General features: G+C 68.4%; 16 protein-coding genes. 10 read left to right on the forward strand and 6 right to left on the reverse strand.

Features of this window, described 5'->3' with window-relative positions; translation table 11 throughout:
* Positions 1-53: 53 nt before the first annotated feature.
* The 5 genes from ACH4S9_RS18475 to ACH4S9_RS18495 all read left to right on the forward strand — a co-directional run bounded on the left by ACH4S9_RS18475 (position 54) and on the right by ACH4S9_RS18495 (position 4,500).
* Positions 54-872: an ABC transporter permease gene (locus ACH4S9_RS18475; protein ID WP_311721786.1), complete on the forward strand. Its 819-nt coding sequence runs from the start codon at positions 54-56 to the stop codon at positions 870-872.
* A 40-nt stretch (positions 873-912) separates the two neighbouring features.
* Complete coding sequence (locus ACH4S9_RS18480; RefSeq protein ID WP_311721787.1) at positions 913-2,142, forward strand: cytochrome P450; 1,230 nt, start codon at positions 913-915, stop codon at positions 2,140-2,142.
* Between the two features lie 25 nt (positions 2,143-2,167).
* On the forward strand, positions 2,168-2,383 hold the full coding sequence (locus ACH4S9_RS18485; RefSeq protein WP_311721788.1) for an MbtH family NRPS accessory protein: 216 nt from the start codon (positions 2,168-2,170) through the stop codon (positions 2,381-2,383).
* Positions 2,380-3,348: an ATP-binding cassette domain-containing protein gene (locus ACH4S9_RS18490; protein ID WP_311721789.1), complete on the forward strand. Its 969-nt coding sequence runs from the start codon at positions 2,380-2,382 to the stop codon at positions 3,346-3,348. The genes ACH4S9_RS18485 and ACH4S9_RS18490 overlap by 4 nt, the downstream gene beginning before the upstream one ends.
* A 129-nt stretch (positions 3,349-3,477) precedes the next feature.
* Entirely contained in the window at positions 3,478-4,500 is a 1,023-nt protein-coding gene (locus tag ACH4S9_RS18495; protein WP_385338514.1) for a methyltransferase, read from the forward strand.
* Positions 4,501-4,773: 273 nt separating this feature from the next.
* Here the strand turns inward: ACH4S9_RS18495 and ACH4S9_RS18500 are convergent, their stop codons facing one another.
* A complete protein-coding gene (locus tag ACH4S9_RS18500) occupies positions 4,774-4,923 on the reverse strand; it encodes a hypothetical protein (protein ID WP_358843076.1) in 150 nt (49 codons plus the stop codon).
* Positions 4,924-4,988: 65 nt separating this feature from the next.
* On the opposite strand from ACH4S9_RS18500, the gene ACH4S9_RS18505 reads away from it, so the two are divergent.
* Entirely contained in the window at positions 4,989-5,783 is a 795-nt protein-coding gene (locus ACH4S9_RS18505) for an ABC transporter ATP-binding protein (RefSeq protein WP_311721792.1), read from the forward strand.
* Positions 5,783-8,341: an FtsX-like permease family protein gene (locus tag ACH4S9_RS18510; protein WP_311721793.1), complete on the forward strand. Its 2,559-nt coding sequence runs from the start codon at positions 5,783-5,785 to the stop codon at positions 8,339-8,341. Before ACH4S9_RS18505 ends, ACH4S9_RS18510 begins: the two co-directional genes overlap by 1 nt.
* 129 nt (positions 8,342-8,470) lie before the next feature.
* Here the strand turns inward: ACH4S9_RS18510 and ACH4S9_RS18515 are convergent, their stop codons facing one another.
* The gene (locus ACH4S9_RS18515; RefSeq protein WP_311721794.1) at positions 8,471-9,460 is read right to left on the reverse strand and encodes a LysR family transcriptional regulator; all 990 of its coding nucleotides are present in this window, start codon (positions 9,458-9,460) and stop codon (positions 8,471-8,473) included.
* A gap of 318 nt (positions 9,461-9,778) precedes the next feature.
* Between ACH4S9_RS18515 and ACH4S9_RS18520 the strand changes: the two genes are divergently transcribed.
* Together ACH4S9_RS18520 and ACH4S9_RS18525 are read left to right on the forward strand one after the other, a co-directional pair.
* Entirely contained in the window at positions 9,779-10,435 is a 657-nt protein-coding gene (locus ACH4S9_RS18520; protein WP_398372952.1) for a TetR family transcriptional regulator, read from the forward strand.
* 262 nt (positions 10,436-10,697) lie between these two features.
* Entirely contained in the window at positions 10,698-12,188 is a 1,491-nt protein-coding gene (locus ACH4S9_RS18525; RefSeq protein ID WP_398372954.1) for an amino acid adenylation domain-containing protein, read from the forward strand.
* Positions 12,189-12,249: 61 nt separating this feature from the next.
* On the opposite strand, the gene ACH4S9_RS18530 is transcribed toward ACH4S9_RS18525, so the two are convergent.
* Together ACH4S9_RS18530 and ACH4S9_RS18535 are read right to left on the reverse strand one after the other, a co-directional pair.
* Entirely contained in the window at positions 12,250-13,161 is a 912-nt protein-coding gene (locus ACH4S9_RS18530; protein WP_398372956.1) for an ArsR/SmtB family transcription factor, read from the reverse strand.
* A 230-nt stretch (positions 13,162-13,391) separates the two neighbouring features.
* Positions 13,392-13,907, reverse strand: a complete 516-nt coding sequence (locus ACH4S9_RS18535; RefSeq protein WP_311721798.1) for a flavin reductase family protein — start codon at positions 13,905-13,907, stop codon at positions 13,392-13,394.
* Positions 13,908-14,518: 611 nt separating this feature from the next.
* On the opposite strand from ACH4S9_RS18535, the gene ACH4S9_RS18540 reads away from it, so the two are divergent.
* The gene (locus ACH4S9_RS18540; RefSeq protein WP_358843080.1) at positions 14,519-15,316 is read left to right on the forward strand and encodes an AfsR/SARP family transcriptional regulator; all 798 of its coding nucleotides are present in this window, start codon (positions 14,519-14,521) and stop codon (positions 15,314-15,316) included.
* Between the two features lie 135 nt (positions 15,317-15,451).
* Here the strand turns inward: ACH4S9_RS18540 and ACH4S9_RS18545 are convergent, their stop codons facing one another.
* Together ACH4S9_RS18545 and ACH4S9_RS18550 are read right to left on the reverse strand one after the other, a co-directional pair.
* Positions 15,452-16,798: a right-handed parallel beta-helix repeat-containing protein gene (locus tag ACH4S9_RS18545; protein WP_385338500.1), complete on the reverse strand. Its 1,347-nt coding sequence runs from the start codon at positions 16,796-16,798 to the stop codon at positions 15,452-15,454.
* A 42-nt stretch (positions 16,799-16,840) separates the two neighbouring features.
* On the reverse strand, positions 16,841-17,920 hold the full coding sequence (locus ACH4S9_RS18550) for a glycosyl hydrolase 53 family protein (protein WP_385338497.1): 1,080 nt from the start codon (positions 17,918-17,920) through the stop codon (positions 16,841-16,843).
* Positions 17,921-17,969 lie beyond the last annotated feature (49 nt).

Consider the following 17,969-nt stretch of genomic DNA (forward strand, 5'->3'; position numbering starts at 1 on the left):
GAGTTCGATGCCGTGTCCGGACGACCGGAGGCCCCGATGAAAGGTAGTGCGGCATGACCACGGAGGTGGTGCGGGTCCGGGAGCGTGCCCTGGCATCGGCCATGATCGAGATCGAGACGGTGGCGGGCCGACGGCTGCGCAGGCTGCGCCGCGCGCCCGGCAGGATGGTCGGAATCATCATGAACCCGATCATCGTGCTGGTGGCGTTCGGCTATCTGCTCGGCGGATCGGTGGTGGCGCCCGGCAACACCGACTACACCGAGTACATCTTCGCCGGTGGGCTGATGCAGGTGGGCCTGGCCGGCATCACGCCCACGGCGGTGGCCGTCGCGCTGGACCTGCGCAGCGGACTCGTCGACCGGATGCGCTCGCTGCCGATCTCCAGGGCCACGGTGCTGATCGGCAACTCGCTCGGCGATCTGGTGATGGGCGTGCTGGGCATCGCCGTGGTCACCCTCGCCGGGTTGATCCTCGGCTGGCGCCCGCACACCGACCCGCTGTCCGTGCTGGCGGGGTTCGGGGTGGCGGCCGTGTTCATCTACGCCATGGTCTGGGTCGGCATCATGCTCGGCCTGCTCTGGCGCAACCTGGAGACCATCGAGTCGGTCGGCGGCCTCATCGCGGTGCTGTTCTCGTTCCTGTCCACCGGGTTCATCTCGCCCGACAAGATGCCCGCGCTGGTCCGCCCGGTCGCCGAGTGGAACCCGGTCAGCGCCGTGGTGACGGCGGTGCGCGAGCTGTGGGGCAACCCGCAGAACGTCTCCGGGTTCGCCGCCACCCACTCCGCCCTCGTGTGCGTGGTGTCCCTCGCGGCCGTGCTGCTGATCACCGGCGTGATCAGCATGCGGCGCTACCGGACCAGTCAGTACTGACAAGTCCCACCGAAGGAGTTTCGATGCCGAGGGAGACGTCATGACCGCGCAACCGGCCGACGCGCGCGAAGACCTGCGGTTCCCGGACCTGGCCGACCCGCGCACGTATCTCGACGTCGACCTGCCGGCGATGTGGCGCGAGCTGCGCGCAGAGGCGCCGGTCCACTGGAATCCGCCCGCCGAGGACCGGCCCGGATTCTGGGCCATATCCCGCTATGACGATGTGCTGGCGGTCTACAAGGACAACAAGCGGTTCACGTCGGAGAAGGGCAACGTGCTGTCCACGCTGCTCCAGGGCGGTGACTCCGCGGGCGGCAAGATGCTCGCCGTCACCGACGGCCTCCGACACCGCGAGACCCGCAAGCTGATGCTGAAGTCGTTCTCGCCGCGGGTACTGGAGCACGTCGGCCAGCTGGTGCGCAGACGTACCCAGCAGCTGATCGCGGACGTCGTCGCGCGGCGGGAGGCGGACTTCGCCACCGATGTCGCGGACCACATCCCGATCAACACCATCGGCGACCTGATGGACATCCCGGTCGCCGACCGCGGCAAGCTGGTCGAGTGGAACAACCGCACCCTCTCCCGCTACGACGAGGACGACTCGCAGGTGGAGGAGTGGCTGGCACGCAACGAGATCCTGCTCTACTTCGGTGAGCTGGCCAAGCAGCGCCGCAAGTCGCCGGGGGAGGACGTCATCAGCGCGCTGGCCACCGGACTGGTGGACGGCGAGCCACTGTCCGAGGACGAGATCGTCTTCAACTGCTACAGCCTGGTGCTCGGCGCGGACGAGTCCAGCCGGATGTCCTCGATCGGCGCGCTGATCGCGTTCACCGAGCACCCGGACCAGTGGCGGGCCCTGAAGAACGGGGAGGTCAGCCTCGCCGACGCCACCGAGGAAGTGCTGCGCTGGACGACACCTGCCATGCATTTCGGGCGCCGCGCGCTCGAGGACGTGCCGGTGGGGGACGAGGTGATCCGCGCGGGCGACGTGGTGACCCTGTGGAACTCCTCGGCGAACTTCGACGACGACGTCTTCCCGGACGCCCAGCGGTTCGACCTCGGCCGCAAGCCCAACCGGCACGTCGCGTTCGGCCACGGCCCGCATTACTGCATCGGCGCGTTCCTGGGGCGCGCGCACGTTTCCGCGGTGCTGGAGGCGTTGCGCGACCAGGTCGCGGAAATCGAACTGCGCGGCGAGCCGCGGCGACTGTACTCCAATTTCGTCTACGGGTACGTAGGGCTGCCGGTTGCACTCACCGCGGAACGGTGAAATCGCGTAAAGGAGGAGTGGAGAAATGAGCGGCAATCCCTTTGATGACGAGAACGGCACTTTCGTGGTGCTCACCAATTCGGAGGAGCAGTACTCGCTCTGGCCGTCGTTCGCCGAGGTGCCGGACGGCTGGACCGTCGTGCACGAGGAGAGCACCCGGGCCGAGGCGGTGGAGTACGTGGAGACGCACTGGAGCGACATGCGGCCCAAGTCGCTGCGGGATCGCGTGGCCCAGCGGTGACGTCCGCCATCAGGGCAGAAGGCCTCGCCCGGCGCTATGGCGGGGTGACCGCGCTGGCCGGCATCGACCTCGACGTGGGCGCGGGTACGGTGCTGGGCCTGCTCGGCCCCAACGGGGCGGGCAAGACCACCGCGGTCCGAATCCTGTCCACGCTGCTGGAGCCGAGCGGCGGCCGAGCCGAGGTGGCCGGGTTCGACGTGGCCCGCGAGCCGGCACAGGTGCGCAGGCGGATCGGGCTGGCCGGGCAGTACGCGGCGGTCGACGAACTGCTCACCGGCCGCGAGAACCTGGTGATGTTCGGCAGACTGCTGCACATGAGCCGGCGGGTCGCGCGGGAACGCGCGGATGAGCTGGTGCGGCGGTTCGAGCTGACCCAGGCCGCCGACCGCCCGGCGGGCACCTACTCCGGCGGCATGCGCAGACGGCTGGACCTGGCCAGCTGCCTGATCGGGTCGCCGGAGGTGCTGTTCCTGGACGAGCCGACGGTCGGTCTCGACCCGGCGAGCCGGATCGTCCTGTGGAGCACCGTTCGCGGCCTGGTCGACGACGGCATGACTGTTCTGCTCACCACCCAGTACCTGGACGAGGCCGACTGGCTGGCCGACGAGATCGTGGTGATCGAGTCGGGCCGGGTGATCGCGGCGGGCACGCCGGACGAGCTCAAGCGCAAGGTGGGCGAGGACCGGCTGGAGGTGCAGTTGGTCGCCTCGGCCGGCGCCGACGAGGTCGCCGCCACCACCGCGGCGGCGGTGCGCGCGCTCGCCCCGATCGCCCAGTCGCCGCCCACCGTGGACGCTGTGACCGGGCGGGTCTCGGTTCAGCTCAACGACGGCGCCCAGGGCGTCGGCGCCGCCGCGATCGCCCTCCGCGAGGCGGGCGTCGACGTCGCGGACTTCGTGCTGCGCAGGCCGACGCTGGACGACGTGTTCCTCAACCTGGTCGGCCACTCGGCCGACAACGGGTGAAGTCCGGCAGCGGTCCGGGATCCTCGGCTGCGGACGGGCTCAGACTCGTGCGTTTTTAGGTTTTCGAGGTATTGCCGGTGCCTCATCGCATCCGATCGAGGCGATTCAAAGACACTCAAAGGACAGGCTATGAGCGAAGTGAGCAGTGTTCGGGTGCGTGAGACCATGTACGCGGGGTGGCTGAGCGCCGCGGTGTACTCCGCCGCACGGCTGCGGGTGGCCGATCATCTGGCCGATGGAGCGCGTGGCATCGACGAACTGGCGGAGCTGACCCGCACACACCCGGAGTCGCTCTACCGGCTGATGCGCGCCCTGGCCGGCGCCGGATACTTCCGTGAGGAGGAGAACCGGCGGTTCGGGACGACCCCGCTGGCCGACTTCCTGCGCTCCGACACCGAGGACTCGGTCAAGGACCTCGTGCTGTTCTACGGCCGAGAGGTCTACCGGGCCTACGGGGCGCTGTCCGAGGCCGTGCGCACCGGCGACCGCGCGTTCGACATCGAGTACGGCATGCCGCTGTGGGACTACCTGAACACGGTGGAGGACACCGGGAACGCGTTCCGCAAGGGAATGGGCGCCGCCACCTGGACCGAGCAGCTGCCGCTGCCGCGGACGTACCCCTTCGACGGCATCGGCACCCTGGTCGACGTCGGAGGCGGAACGGGCTCGATGCTCGCCGCCGTGCTGCACGAGCACCCCGAGATGAAGGGCGTGCTGGTGGAGATCTCCGCCGGAATCGACCGCACCATGCGCCACTTCAAGGAGGCGGGTGTGGAGGACCGCGTCGAGGTGCGCGAGGGCAGCGCGTTCGACGAGCTCCCCGAGGGCGACGCCTACCTGATCAGCTGTGTGCTGCACGCGATGGACGACGAGCAGAGCGTTCGCGCACTGCGCCGGATGCGGGACTCGGTCAGACCCGGCGGCCGGGTGGTCATCCTGGAGCGGATCGTGCCGGCGGGCAACGAGCCGGGCCTGGCGCGGATGCTGGACCTGACCATGATGCTGATGAACGGCGGCAAGGAGCGCACCGAGCTGGAGTGGCGGACTCTGCTCTCCGCGAGTGGCTTCCGGTTCACCCGTGCGGTGGCGATGCCGTACTTCAGCGGCGGTGCGGAGCTCTACGCCATCGAGGGCGTGCCCGCCGAGGACTGAAGATGAGCGAAGAGGGGCGCCTCCGCCTGCGGTGATCCGGTCCGCCTGGGACCGGATCACTCTGGGACAGTCGGGGGCGCCCCTTCGTCTTGCCCTTGACACATCCGCGCGCATGCCCCTCACTGACAAATGGCTGACGCGCGGCTGACGCGGTTATAGCGGGTTGTCCACCGGTCGAAGGTAGGGCTAGCCCCATGTTCCGGGACGGCGCAGTTCCGCTAGTGTCGTCATCCGCACCGCGATTTGGGCTACGACCTGTGCATCCGTCAGATCTCAGATTTCGGGAGCGCCATGCGGACGAAGTTCTGCTGCGTCGAGGGCCCTGCTTTCGGCGGATTCACCGCCGAGCACATCGGCGCATTCGAACTGCGGTTCGTCAATGGTGCCCACACGTTCTTCAGCACCAGCATTTTCCAGCTCCATCGTGCTTCGACGCCTCCTGTGATCGGCCCGAACTGATGGAATTCCCCGAGACCAAGGAGATCTTCATGCGCTCGATGCAAGGGCGGCCGACCACGGACGAGCTGCTGCGCTTACAGGACGTCCGCAAGGTGTACGGGCGCTCGCGCAACAGTGTGGCGGCGCTGGCCGGGGTGTCGCTCGGCTTCCAGCGCCACACCTTCACCGCCGTGATGGGGCCCTCCGGCTCCGGCAAGAGCACCTTCCTGCACTGCGCCGCCCTCCTGGATCGGCCGACGTCCGGCCAGGTCTTCCTGGAGGGTGAGGACCTGACGGCGATGAAAGAGCGCGCGTTGACCAAGCTGCGCAGGAACCGGATCGGGTTCGTCTTCCAGAGTTTCAATCTGCTGCCCGCCCTGAACGTGGTGGACAACGTGACGCTCCCGCTGCGGCTGGCGGGCAAACGGCCCAACCGCAGGCTGGTGGACGAGGTCATCGAGCGCACCGGCCTCACGTCCCGGCGCAAGCACCGCCCGGGCGAGCTCTCCGGCGGTCAGCAGCAGCGCGTGGCGATCGCCCGCGCCCTGGTCACCCGGCCGGTCCTGCTGTTCGGAGACGAGCCGACAGGAGCCCTGGACACCGAGACCGCGCTGGAGATCCTGGGACTGCTGCGCGAGGCGGTGAATTCCGGCGAGCAGACCGCGGTGATCGTGACGCACGACCCGGTGGCGGCGTCGCACGCCGACCGCGTGGTGTTCCTGGTGGACGGACAGGTGAGCGCCGAGCTCCAACGGCCCACCGTCCAGCAGGTGGCCAGGCAGATGACCCAACTCGGCGCGTGGGCCCGGAAGCAGCAGGCCGTGGGCGCGGAACGGATGGTCTGATGCTGCGTCTCGCGCTCAAGACCCTGCGCTACCGCAAGGGCGGGTTCCTCGCGTCGCTGATCGCGCTGTTCGTCGGCGCCGTCGTCGTACAGGGCTGCGGCGGTCTGCTGGAGACCGGCATCCGCGCCAACGTCAAGGCCGAGCGGCTGGCCGCGGCGCCCGTCGTGGTGACCGGCAGCCAGGATTACCCCGGCCACGCGGTCGGCACCGCCACCGAGCCGATGACCGAGCGGGTGTTGCTGGACGAGAACCTGGTGGACGCCGTGGCCAAGGTGCCCGGCGTGGCCGCGGCCGTGCCGGACATCTCCGTGCCGATCACCGCGTTGGCCGGCCGGCCTGCCGACGCGTCCGGGCACGGCTGGTCCAGCGCGTCGCTCTCGCCGTACAAGCTGGTCGCGGGCGCCAAGCCGACCGTGTCCGGCGAGGTCGTGGTGGACAGCGCCACCGCGAAAAAGCTGGGCCTGCGGCCGGGCCAGCGGCTGAAGGCGTCGGTGCGCGGCATCCCGCACGACTTCCGGGTCACCGGAATCGCCGAGAGCCGGACCGCCACCGAGTCCGCGCTGCTGTTCTCCGACGACGAGGCCACTCGGCTGTACGACCGGCCCGGAAAGATCGACGACATCGGGGTGCTCGCCGCCCCGGGCACCAACCTGGCGACGCTCACCGACGCGATCGGTGACGCCGTCGCGGGCCGCGGTGCCCAGGTACTCCACGGCGACGACCGGGGGGTCGCCGAGTTCCCGGACGCGATCAGCGGCAAGCAGAACCTGATCCCGCTGGCGGGCGCGTTCGGCGGCCTGGCCACCATGGTCGCGATCTTCGTCGTGGGCAGCACGGTGGGCATGCTGATGCAGCAGCGCCGCCGGGAGATGGCGCTGCTGCGCACGACCGGGGTCACGCCGGGGCAGTTGCGCCGCATGGTGATGGCGGAAACGGCGGTGATCGCGGTGGTCGCGGCCGGCCTGTCGCTCGCACCGGGCCTCGCGTTCGGTCACTTCATGTACGACGTCCTGGTCGATCAGGATCTGATCCCGGGCGTGATGATCTTCAGCATGGGATTCATCCCGCGGCTCGTCGGCTTCGGCGCCACGCTGTTCGCGGCGCTGGCCGCCGCGTTCATCGCCTCCCGCCGGGTGTCGAAGGTCCGGCCGACCGAGGCGATGGCGGAGGCGACGCTCCAGACCCGCTGGATCAGCCCGATCCGCATGATCCTGGCGTTCCTGTTCCTGGGCGGTGCGACCGCGCTCGCGATCGTGACGGCTTCGGTGATGACCGGGCCGATCGCGGCGAGCACGGCCGCGCCCTCCGCGATGCTGTGGGCGGTCGGGATCGCCCTGGTGTCCCCGGGCCTGTGCCGCTGGCTGGCGGCTGCGCTGCGGTGGCCGGTCGGCTGGTTCACCGGGCTGTCGGGGCAGCTGGCGATGCTGAACGCGTATGTGCGCAGGGTCCGGCTGGCCTCGGCGGTCATCCCGATCATGCTGGCGACCGGGCTGGCCACGGCACTGATCTACCTCCAGACCAGTCAGGACGACGCCAGCAACCGGATATTCGCCGACGGCCTGAAGGCGGACGCCGTGGTCAGCTCGCAGAACGGTGCTCTCCCACCGTCGCTCGTGGACACGCTCTCCCGCCTCCCGCAGGTCGCCGGAGCGTCCGCTTCGGTGTCCAGCGGGGGGCGTCTGGAAAAAGTCCTCGACGAGGGCAAGGGCGACAACGACGCGGATCGTCGGGTCAGGCCGAGCCGGCTCGACCTCCAGGGGGTCTCGGCGTCCGGCGCAAGGCAGACGATCGCGCGCCCGGTGGTGAAGGGCGACTACGGGAAACTGACCGGCGACAGCATCGTGCTGCCCACGGATGTGCTGCGCGACAACGACAAGGACATCGGCGACCGGGTGAGGCTGCGCTGGGGCAACGGAGAGGCGACGACGATGACGGTCGTCGGATCGTTCACCCCGCCGCGCGGGTTCGGCTACGCGATGGTGCCCGCGGAGGCGCTGCTGCCGCGCACAACGGACGGCCTGCTGCCGCAGATCCTGGTGAAGGCGAAGCCGGGGGTGTCGTCCTCGGACCTGAAGACGGCGCTGCGGAAGGCGGCGGGCGATGTGCCAGGGCTCGTCGTCGCGGACCGCTCGGAAGCGACCGCGGCGCACGAGCAGGGCGATGAGACCGGCCGGGTGGCGAGCTTCCTGCTGGCCGCGGTGGTGGTCGGCTATGCGGTGATCGCGCTGATCAACTCGCTGATGGTGGCGACCGCCGAGCGGCGCAGCGAGTTCGCGCTGCAACGGTTGATCGGCTCGACCCGCAGCCAGGTGATGTGGATGATGTCGGTCGAGGCGCTGGTGACGGCGCTGGTCGGCATCCTGCTCGGCACCGGGGTCGCCGCCGGGGCACTGATCCCGTTCGGGATCGCCCTGGACGGGTCGGTGCTGCCCGGCGGGCCTGGGTGGATCTACCCGACGATCGTCGGGACCGCGGTGGCGCTGACGTTCGCGACGATCCTGTTCCCGACGTGGGTCGCGCTGCGGGCGAGGCCTGTGGAAGCCACCGTCGCTCCATGACCACGGCCGGCCGGGCTGCCCTTGTCCGGCCGGACCCTACCCGTGCGGCAGACCCCGGGTGCTGACGGAGTCTGCGGCACAGCCCCGCGGCGGCAGGTAAACCCCCGGCCTGCCGCCGCGGGGGCCCACTCAAAAACCAGGTGAGCTGTCCGCCGTCACCAGGCGCGATGGGTCAGGGACCTCCGACGGTACGTCGGTCAGGGCGCCCAGCCACGATCGATAGCCCGGAAAGGACCACGCATATTGGTAGTAGTAACGGCGAATGACCTCCACCAGCTGACGTGCGGTGCCACTGCTCATCGCGTCCTTGTGCCACACCAGCGTCAGCTCCGTGTAGTGGGTGTCGGCCAGTGGAACGACGCGGACGTCGGACGTGGCGCCCGTCAGCGGGGTGAGGGCGGCCGCGCCGACATGCCGCACCCAGCTCATGGCCTCGTGATATCCCCCCGCATAGTGCGAGACGCTGCGATCGCGCTGGCCCAGCCCGTCGAGCAGATGTCGTTCGACGGGGGAGAACCAGTGCTGTCGGGCATAGCCGATCCACCACAGCCCTTCCAACTGAGAGGCGCTCAGGACGCTGTGGTCCGCGAGAGGGTGGCGGACCGGCAGCGCCAGCCAGACCGGATCGCGAACGATCGTCGCCTTGGCGAGGTCGCGGTCGGAAAGCTCGATCGGAACGATCGAGTCCATGCTCGACACCATCGCCGCACCGAGTGCACCTCGCTGCACCGTGTCGACGGCGTCCGCCGGAAGGATGGTCTCGGTCCGCATGTCGATATTGGGAAGCATCGAGCGCAGCGCACCGCGCAGGGTCGGCGGTGTCCACTCGGCGGTCCCGAACCGCAGTGTGCTGGACGTGTCGACGGCCGCCTCGGCGATGACCGCGTCGGCCTGCTCCGCCAGCGCCGCGAGCATGGGGATGACCCGCTCTCCGAGCGGGGTGGGTGTGACGCCGCTCCGGGAGCGTACGAACAGGCTCCCACCCACGGCCTTCTCAATTCTTCGCAACTGGGCCGACAGGCTCGGTTGCGGTATGCCGATCTTCATCGCGGCTTTCGACAGACTCCCAGTCGCATTGATCATCTCGACGATACGCGCATGCCGCACCTCTATCTCCACGCCCCCGTACCTTCCTCATGGCGGTGATCATGCTAATACGGATGAGTGATGCACCGTTAGGCCCCCCGTGGTCGACGTCAGCCGTAGTATCCATTAGGTCGAGCGAGGACGCATCTCCTTCGGCGATCAGGACGCGGATGGGCTTCTCGGCTCCGCTGAACCGGCCCGGTGCGGGTTCCGGCGTGCTGCGGTTCTGGCCGGGTATCTCCGCCAACGAGAGCGGGTCGCCTGATCATTGCTCACCCCCGTACAATAATAATAAAATGGTTTCTTTTTGCAAGGGTTTTCACGCAGCCGCCAATTGGTCACGGTTACGGTGTGCCCTCCGCGGGAAGGATCACGACGATGCAACCAAGGGCAGCCCGCACCCGTCAGGCCCTGGTCAGCGCGGCGGCCGGCGAGTTCGACCGGAACGGCTACAGCGGGGCGTCCCTGTCGCGGGTCTCCCGCGCCGCCGGCGTATCGGTCGGGGCTCTGACCTTCCACTTCTCCAACAAGGAAGAACTCGCGGTCGCGGTCCGGGAGCAGGGCGGTGCCGCCACCACGACACTGGTCGCAGCGGTTACGGCGCGCCGTGAGGAATCTGTCCAGGCGGTGGTCTCGTTGACGCTGGCACTGACCGGGCTGCTCGAAAGCGACGTGGCGGTCCGCGCGGCCGCCCGACTGGCGCGAGAGCAGTCCGGGGAACCGGACTGGTTCTCGGCCTGGGTGCCGGCGATCCATCAGCAGCTGCGGCATGCACACGAAGGCCAACTGGGAACGGTCACCGATCGGGCAGCCGTTGCCGCCTTGGCCACACACTTGGTCACTGGCGCCGAGATCACCATCCGGCAGCGGGCGCGGAGGCACAACCTCACCGCCGGCCAGTCCGTCGCCGAGCTGACCCGAATCTGGGAGATGGTCCGTGGCGGGTTCGCCGCGCTCCGTGGCGATGCCGATGTCAAAGACCACCGCGGCGACCAGCGATGTGGTTGATCACCCCAGGCACCGGTGAACCGCGCCGCGTTCGGTAGAGATCTGACGAGTTTAGTTTCGAGGCGTTTCCCGCGAGAGTAGTACGTGGAAGGAGCGATCTTGCAGCCGTGCTCGGAAATGGGGTCTCCATTCGACCCGGGGCGGTTCATCCGCCGTACTCCAGACCACAAGATCCGGATATCCGCCTGCACCAGGACGGGTCTCGTCAAGTCCACTGACTATTACCCGTGGAACTTCCCGGTTCCACGCCGGGGAGGCTTTCATGTCAGTTGAACACACGGTAATGGAGCAATTCCAGCAGCAGGTAGCCCGATGGCCGGACCGCCCCGCGCTGGTCGGTGACGGCGGACGTCTGACCTATGCGGAGCTGGACCGCGCGACAGCACGCCTCGCGCATGCACTCGTCGCCCAGGGCGCGACGACGGACGAGCCGGTGGCCGTGCTGGCCGCACGCGGAACCGAGCAGTTGGTCGCGTTACTGGGCGTGCTGCGCTCCGGGGCGCCGTATGTCTGCCTGGACGCGGAACAACCACAGAGCAGGCTGACGGCGCAGCTGGCCGATTCACAGGCCCGTATCCTCCTCACCGATCAACCCCAGCCAGGATTCACCGGGACAGCGATCCGGCTCGGCGATCTGCCGCAGGCACCGACCGTCCGCCGGCAACCCCCGGACCCCGCGGATCTCGCCTGTCTGGTGTACACGTCGGGGTCGACCGGCGCCCCCAAGGGCGTGGCGGTGACCCACGGCGGACTGGCGAACTACTCCCGCCACATAGTGTCCCTGCTGCGCTGCGCCGACGAGCCCCGATCGTTCGCCAGCGTCACGAGCCTCGCCACCGATCTCGGGAACACCGCGGTGTTCCCCGCGCTGCTCTCCGGCGGCTGCGTCCACCTCGTACCAAGCGAGGTGGTCATCGATCCGTTGAGCTTCACGGACTATGCACGCACCCATGCCATCGACCACCTGAAGATCACTCCTTCGCATCTGGCGGCGCTCCTGAGCTATCCGGATGCCGACGTGCTGCCGCACCAGGCGCTGTTCCTCGGAGGGGAGGCGCTGCCCTGGGAGCTTGTCGACAGGGTCCGGAGCCGCAGCGGATGCCGGATCATCAACCACTACGGGCCAACCGAGACCACGATCGGTTCGCTGACATACGAGGTGGGGCCGGCCGAGGCAGCGCGGCGTCCAGGAGCGACGGTGCCCATAGGCCGCCCCATCCGCGCCACGGAGATCCGGGTGGTCGACACCCGGCTCGAGCGCGTCCCGGACGGGGCGGCGGGAGAGCTGCTGATCTCAGGCGCCGGGCTGGCACGCGGATACTGGCAGGCGCCGGAGCAGACCAAGGAGCAGTTCGTATCCCTCGACGACGGTACCCGGGCCTACCGGACGGGCGACCGCGTGCGCTGCCTGGACGACGGATCGGTGGAATTCCTCGGGCGGCTCGACCAGCAGCTCAAGATCCGCGGCCACCGAGTGGAGCCGGCCGAGATCGAGGCCGCGCTGCGCCTCCATCCGGCGGTGGCCCGTGCCGCTGTGACGCCGGTCCGCGACGGCATGGGGCAGCAGGTCCTGGCCGCCTTTGTGGTGCCGACGACCGCGGCCCCGCCCAGCGTCCGGGACCTGCGGGTTCATCTGAGTGGGCTGCTGCCGCCGCATATGGTGCCGTCGAGCGTGGAGATCGTCTCCGCACTGCCCTTCACGCTGAGCGGCAAGCTCGACCGCCGCGCCCTGGCACGTCGAGCCCACGGGTGACCGGCGCGTCAGGCGGCCGCCGGCGCCGAGGGGGGCGCCACCGGGCCTCCCGGCCGGCGGTTCACCCGAGTGCGGGCGCGCTGCGCGACGGGACGGCGGCGAGCCGGGGCGGCGCGCCCGCCCTCCAGCTCGAGCCGAACCCGTGCCCGTCGAGGAGGGCGATGCCGAGCGGCGTCACGGTGTGCAGCACCGTGTTGCGGAAGCGGCGCGTGGTGATCAGGCCGGCCTCGCGCAGCACCGACGCATGCTGGCTCGCCCCGGCCGCGGAGATACCCAGTCGGTCGGCGAGCTGGCTGGTGGTGCAGCCCACCCGCAGGACCCGTAACGCCGCGGCGCGGGTGCGGCCGACCAGCGCGTTCAGCGAGGCGGACTGCGGTCGCGGCGGCGCCCCCCAGATCCGCTCGGCAACCCGGGGGTCCAGCGGTACCTCGAAGACGAGAAGCACCCGTTCGTCGTTCGGGCGCGGACGGACGACCATCCCGGGTCGGTGGCTGAGAAACACGGAAGGACAGAGCACCAGGCCGCGGCCGTCCAGGTGGACGTCCTCGTCCGGGCCGCCGGGGACCGTCAGCACCGGGTTCCGCCACCTGATCCTCGGGTGCAGCGTCGCCAGCAACTGCTGGACGCCGCCCGCCATCGCGATGCGCCCGCGGGCGTCGCACTCCGCTTCCAGCTGGCCCACCAGCCGGTCCCAGTACGGCGCGACGGCCCGGCGCCACACCTCCGGCAGGAAGCCGTCGCCGGTCAGGCGCGTCCCGGCCGGGATCTCCGGATCCCCGGGTGGCGAACCGGCCGGCGGCGTGAACGCCCGCCTCGGAAGGCAGGCGGCAGCCTGCCGCCGCCACACGGTGGAACAAGCGTTGCCGCCCACCGCGAGCTGGTGCTGGGCGAGTGCGGTCTCGATGGCCGCCCCGGCCGTGGCCCTGAGGCTGACCCGAAGCAGGTCTCCGCTGTCGAAGTGGATCCTCTGCATGAACCAACCTCTCGAAGGCGCGTGGCATGACCGGTGCAGCCTCAGTCGGGCAACCAGCGGATTCTCACCAACCCAGCGGATGGCATCCCGCACGAGTACTCTCTCGAGACCGCCTGACGCCAAGCTGATCGGACACTGATGCTCAGCGGATCCGGGCATCACCGATCGACGTCAATGCCGAACGGCGGCCGTCAGGGCGACGGCCGCCGCGCGCGCGAGTCGGTCAGCGGTCAGGTGGCCGCCCACGGGCGGAACTCGCGCAGGCCGTACAGCAGGGGAGGGTGCTGCTGGTGGCGGGCGATCAGCCGCGTCCGGCCGAAGACCGCGACGTGGTCGCCCACCCGCTGGGTGAGCATCACCGCGCAGTCCGCTATCGAGTGCGCGTCCCGCACCAGATGAGGGCCGCCCGCCGACGGACCGGAGCGCCATGGCGTCGTGTCGAACCGTCGGGGATCGCCCGACGCGAACAGCAGGGCGACGGACTTGGCCCGGGAGTGCAGGAGGTTGAGCGCGAAGGTCTCGCTGTCGAGCACCGCCTCCAGGGTCGGGCTCCCGTACCGCAGACAGACGACGATCGTCGGAGGTGCCAGCGAGACGCTGCACACCGAGGAACACGTCATTCCGCGCGGCTGGCCGTCCGTACCGATGGCGGTAACCACCGAGACGCCGGAGGGGAATCCGCTCATCATGTCGCGGAACTCGTCGGGTCCGGCCTCTTTGGCCGACAGGGTTTCGTAATCGGTCATGGTCTTCGGGCTCCGCCTCCGGAGTCGGACAGAATACGCATGTACGAGTAGAGGGACTGACCGTGGCGATGCGCGTAAATCGGTCTCCGTGTACAGCAATTGGCCCACTGTCGCCACGCAGCTCTCGACCCAGGAAGTCCAGCCGCGCCTCAGGCGCACAAAGGAGGAGCCTAGGCGGGCAGGTCGCGACAGGCCACGACTTTCAGCCGTCGATGAAAGTCCTGAGGTGCGGATCGCCCGCGGGGCAGCGGGATCAGGCCGTCGGACGGTTGGTGCCGGTCGCGTTCGAGTGCGGTGACCGCGGTGAGGAAGGCGTGCGCGAGCATCGCGAGGGGACCCGGTCGCGGTTCGATGCCCGGCGATCCGCCGGTGGTGGCGTCAGCATCGCGTCAGGGCAGTCGAGCAGTGTGGCAGAGAGTCCCCGAGGGCCGAGCTGCGACTTCAATGCAGCTCGCCGTGGTGCCGCACCGACCCCGCGCTTCGATCCTGTGGTCCTTCCTTCCATCCATACCGTTTGATCTGTCCTGCGCTGCTCAGGTGGTATGTCCATGATCCGGCCGCCAGGAGGCAGAATTCGACTCGATCATTAGGTCGATTCCTGGAGGATGATCATGCAGTTCAGAGTGCTTGGGCCGCTGGAAATATCGACCGCCGAAAAGAAAAAACCGATGGCCTCCAGACGGGCCGGCATGGTACTCACGCTTCTGGCCTTATCTCCCGGTAGAGTAATTTCATTCGAACAGCTTATTGACGAATTGTGGGCGGACCAGAGCATGACCAATGCGCGAAATGCTCTACACGCGCATATAGTCAGAATCCGGAGGGCGATGTCGGCGACCTGCCCGGGCGGCGGCAAGAAGCTCTGCACCACCCGGAACGGCTATGTTCTGGACGTGCCCGCCGACGCGGTGGACGCGGTCCGCTTCACCTCGCTGGCCGATGCCGGCAACGAACTCGCGACGGACGATCCCGTCGCCGCCTGCCGCCTGCTCGCAGAGGCGCTGAGCCTATGGCGCGGACCGGCCCTGATGGAGGCGCGAGACGGAGTGCGCTGCCGGATCAGCGCCGCGGATCTCGAGGAGCGCAGACTCACCGTCTATGAGGATCTGACGGAGCTCCGGCTGACCGCAGGCCTTGGGCGGGTCGCCATCCCCGAGCTGAGACAGTTGGCGGAACGTCACATGGAACGCGAACGGCTCACGGAATTGTTCATGCTCGCGCTGTACCGCGAGGGCCGGCAATCGGAGGCGCTGACCGCCTTCCAGGAGGCACGTCGGCGGCTCGCCGAAGGTTTGGGAGTGGAGCCCGGTCGCTCCATGCGCCGCCTGTACCAGGCGATTCTCCAGCAGGCCGAGGCACTTGGAGAGCCCCGGGGAATCAACACGGGCCGATACGTACTCACGCGGTGAGACCGACGCGTCTCACCCGCCGGACGTCCGGATCGTGACCGGAACAGCGAAAGTGCCTTCTGCGCTGGGAAGCGGCAGGAAGGCACTTTCTGCGTGCACACCACCGGGCCACGCCCCGGCCGGGGCGCCGATGGCTCAGGAGACTTCGAAGGCACCGAGGTCCGGCGTCTGCCCGCTGTAGGGCAGACCGACATCGACGCCTTTGTTGATCAGGGTGCTGTTCGCCGCGAGGCGGAGGTTGGGCAGTACGGGCAGACCGCCGCCGGTTTGGCGGGGCGCGTCCCAGCCGGACGTCGACACACTCTGGAACTGTGCGTCCGACAGCGGGATGCCCAGGTTCCAGGAGTTGTACGCGGCGTTGGTGCCGGTCATGTTCGACGTCAGGGTGCCCGTGTAGGCGATGTTGTTGCGGAGATTGCCCCGGCCCACGGCGGCGCCGCTCGAATCGACTCCCAGCATGTTGAAGTCGGGGTGGTTGCCGTAACTGGTGTTGTTGAAGAAGTCGTTGGCGAGCGGGTGATGGTTGGCGTAGAAGCCCGCTGCCTTGTTGGCGAAGGCAACAGAGGTGCGGACGGTGTGCTTGACGGCGCCTGCGTCGTAGTCGCCGCCGTAGCCACCCGCCTTGAACCCGTTTCCGTTACCCGATCCCGTGGTGGTCCCGGGTATGTATCCGCTCCGCCATGCCCAGGAGTTCTCGATGGTCACGGACGAATAGGCGTTGATGAGGTCGAAACCGTCGTCGGAGTTCCACCATGCGCGACATCCCCGGAAAACGTTCCCGGGATTTCCGGCAGAGATATGCGCACCGAATCCGTCGGCGTTTTCGCCCGCCCCACCGGAGCTGTTCGGGTCGTAATTTTCGTGCGAATCAGAGTTGAGGACGAGGTTGCCTCCTCCGTTTTGAATGAACAGGCCGGGGCCCATGTGGTGATGGGTGTCGATCTGTTCGAACGTGTTGTTGCTCCCGGAGATCCAGATTCCCCAGGACTCATGGTTCAGGTTGTTGTTCTGCGGGACACCGGTGACTTCCAGCCCTTTGAGGTGGATCCAACTGCCGGTGACATCGAAGCCCTTGATCCGGCAGTCGTCCGTCATGCGCGAGAAGTTGAAGACCGGCTTTTCTCCCGGGTAGGCCATGTAGTGGATTGGATGACCCGAACTGCCGCTCTTGTCCAGGGTGATCGCATCGACCCGGTCCGTCTGGCTCTTGCAACTGTTGATCCCATGGGTGTAGGCGTACGTGCCGCCCCGGAAATACACGGTGTCACCCGCTGCGGCGACGGCCTGCGCATGCGCGATCGATGCCCAGGGAGCGGCCAGTGTTCCCGCGGCGTTGTCGCTGCCATTGGGGGCGACGTAATAGACCTCTCCGGCCGCCGCGCTGCTCACGGCCGCCGAACTGGGGGCGATTGCGACGGCGGTCGACAGGAACGTGACGGTCGAGACGAGGAGGGCCGGTGTCACCCCGAGGGCAGATTTCATTGCTCGCTCCAGATGGTTGAGGGAACTCCTGGCCGTCACGTTTCAGAGGAAGCCGTCCATGGCCGCCGTGGGGCGCCGACTGCTGTCGTCCCAGGCTGAGCTGTTGTAGCTGTTGAACGAGGGATAGCCCTCGGGCTCCCAGAAGAAGGTGCCCAGGCCGCCGAAGCCCTGTAGCCCGGTGATGAACGCCCGCAGCGAATCGCGCACCTGGGTGGGTTTGCCCACCGGCCCGCCGTACTCCACCTGCATGACCGGCTTGCCGTAGCTGGACTGGATGGTCTGCATGTTGGCCAGAACACCGGGCACGTTGCCGCCCTGCGCGTACGAGGACAAGCCGGTGATGTCCCACTTCCCGCCGTTGTCCCGGTAGGCGTTGAGGAAGTTCTGGACGCCGCTCAGGTTCTGCGGCTGGGCCAGATGCACCAGCACCGGGGTGCTCGGGAAGACCTGTTTGGACATGTCGTACGCGGCGTTCAGCAGGCCTGTCATCTGATTCGGGCGGCTGAGGCTGCCGACCGGTTTGCAGATGCCGGAGTTGGTCTCGTTGCCGATCTTCACCCAGGCGGGCGTGACACCGTAGTACTTGATGACGTTGCACGAGTGGTAGACGTAGTCGTACATCGCGTCGAGCATCTGGCTGTAGTTCATGGCGGCCCAGGCCGCCGGCGGGTTCTGCACACCGGCCGAGTTCCAGGTGTCGCCGAAGTGGAATCCGATGAGGACCTGCATACCGGCGTTCTTGGCCCGTTGCGCCAGCTGCGCGGTCTCCTCGATGGTGCAGTGCCCGTTGGCCGGATCGCTGGAGGGGTTGACCCAGGTCCGCAGGCTGACCGCGGTGATGCCGTACCCCTTGAGGATGGTGAACAGATCCTGCCGCACTCCGGCGCTGTTGTTCCAGTAGTAGCCGCTCGCCTCCATCTGCGGCATCCAGCTGATGTCCGCGCCTCGGACGAACGTTGCGGCCTGTGCCTGGCTGGGGGCGATGGCGGCTCCGAGCGCCACCGCTCCGGCACCGGCCGCGGCGCCCAGCAGTACCGTTCTGCGGCGCACACCGGCCGGTCGTTGCTCATGTTCCTGTCCCGCTTCCACGTTCCACACCTTTCTCCGGTCATGGGCGGACATGACGCAAGGGTGATCAGGTTCATGACAGATCTCGAGATGACTCGGTGAA

Origin of the sequence: Streptomyces sp. NPDC021225, assembly GCF_044332865.1 — a bacterium.
Lineage (GTDB): Bacteria > Actinomycetota > Actinomycetes > Streptomycetales > Streptomycetaceae > Streptomyces.

Coding starts and splice junctions, on each gene's coding strand:
- ACH4S9_RS18480 (WP_311721787.1), top strand. CDS start 913: ATGACCGCGCAACCGGCCGACGCGCGCGAAGACCTGCGGTTCCCGGAC.
- ACH4S9_RS18505 (WP_311721792.1), top strand. CDS start 4,989: ATGCGCTCGATGCAAGGGCGGCCGACCACGGACGAGCTGCTGCGCTTA.
- ACH4S9_RS18530 (WP_398372956.1), bottom strand. CDS start 13,161: ATGCAGAGGATCCACTTCGACAGCGGAGACCTGCTTCGGGTCAGCCTC.
- ACH4S9_RS18485 (WP_311721788.1), top strand. CDS start 2,168: ATGAGCGGCAATCCCTTTGATGACGAGAACGGCACTTTCGTGGTGCTC.
- ACH4S9_RS18540 (WP_358843080.1), top strand. CDS start 14,519: ATGCAGTTCAGAGTGCTTGGGCCGCTGGAAATATCGACCGCCGAAAAG.
- ACH4S9_RS18535 (WP_311721798.1), bottom strand. CDS start 13,907: ATGACCGATTACGAAACCCTGTCGGCCAAAGAGGCCGGACCCGACGAG.
- ACH4S9_RS18545 (WP_385338500.1), bottom strand. CDS start 16,798: ATGAAATCTGCCCTCGGGGTGACACCGGCCCTCCTCGTCTCGACCGTC.
- ACH4S9_RS18475 (WP_311721786.1), top strand. CDS start 54: ATGACCACGGAGGTGGTGCGGGTCCGGGAGCGTGCCCTGGCATCGGCC.
- ACH4S9_RS18550 (WP_385338497.1), bottom strand. CDS start 17,920: ATGTCCGCCCATGACCGGAGAAAGGTGTGGAACGTGGAAGCGGGACAG.
- ACH4S9_RS18510 (WP_311721793.1), top strand. CDS start 5,783: ATGCTGCGTCTCGCGCTCAAGACCCTGCGCTACCGCAAGGGCGGGTTC.
- ACH4S9_RS18500 (WP_358843076.1), bottom strand. CDS start 4,923: ATGGAGCTGGAAAATGCTGGTGCTGAAGAACGTGTGGGCACCATTGAC.
- ACH4S9_RS18495 (WP_385338514.1), top strand. CDS start 3,478: ATGAGCGAAGTGAGCAGTGTTCGGGTGCGTGAGACCATGTACGCGGGG.
- ACH4S9_RS18525 (WP_398372954.1), top strand. CDS start 10,698: ATGTCAGTTGAACACACGGTAATGGAGCAATTCCAGCAGCAGGTAGCC.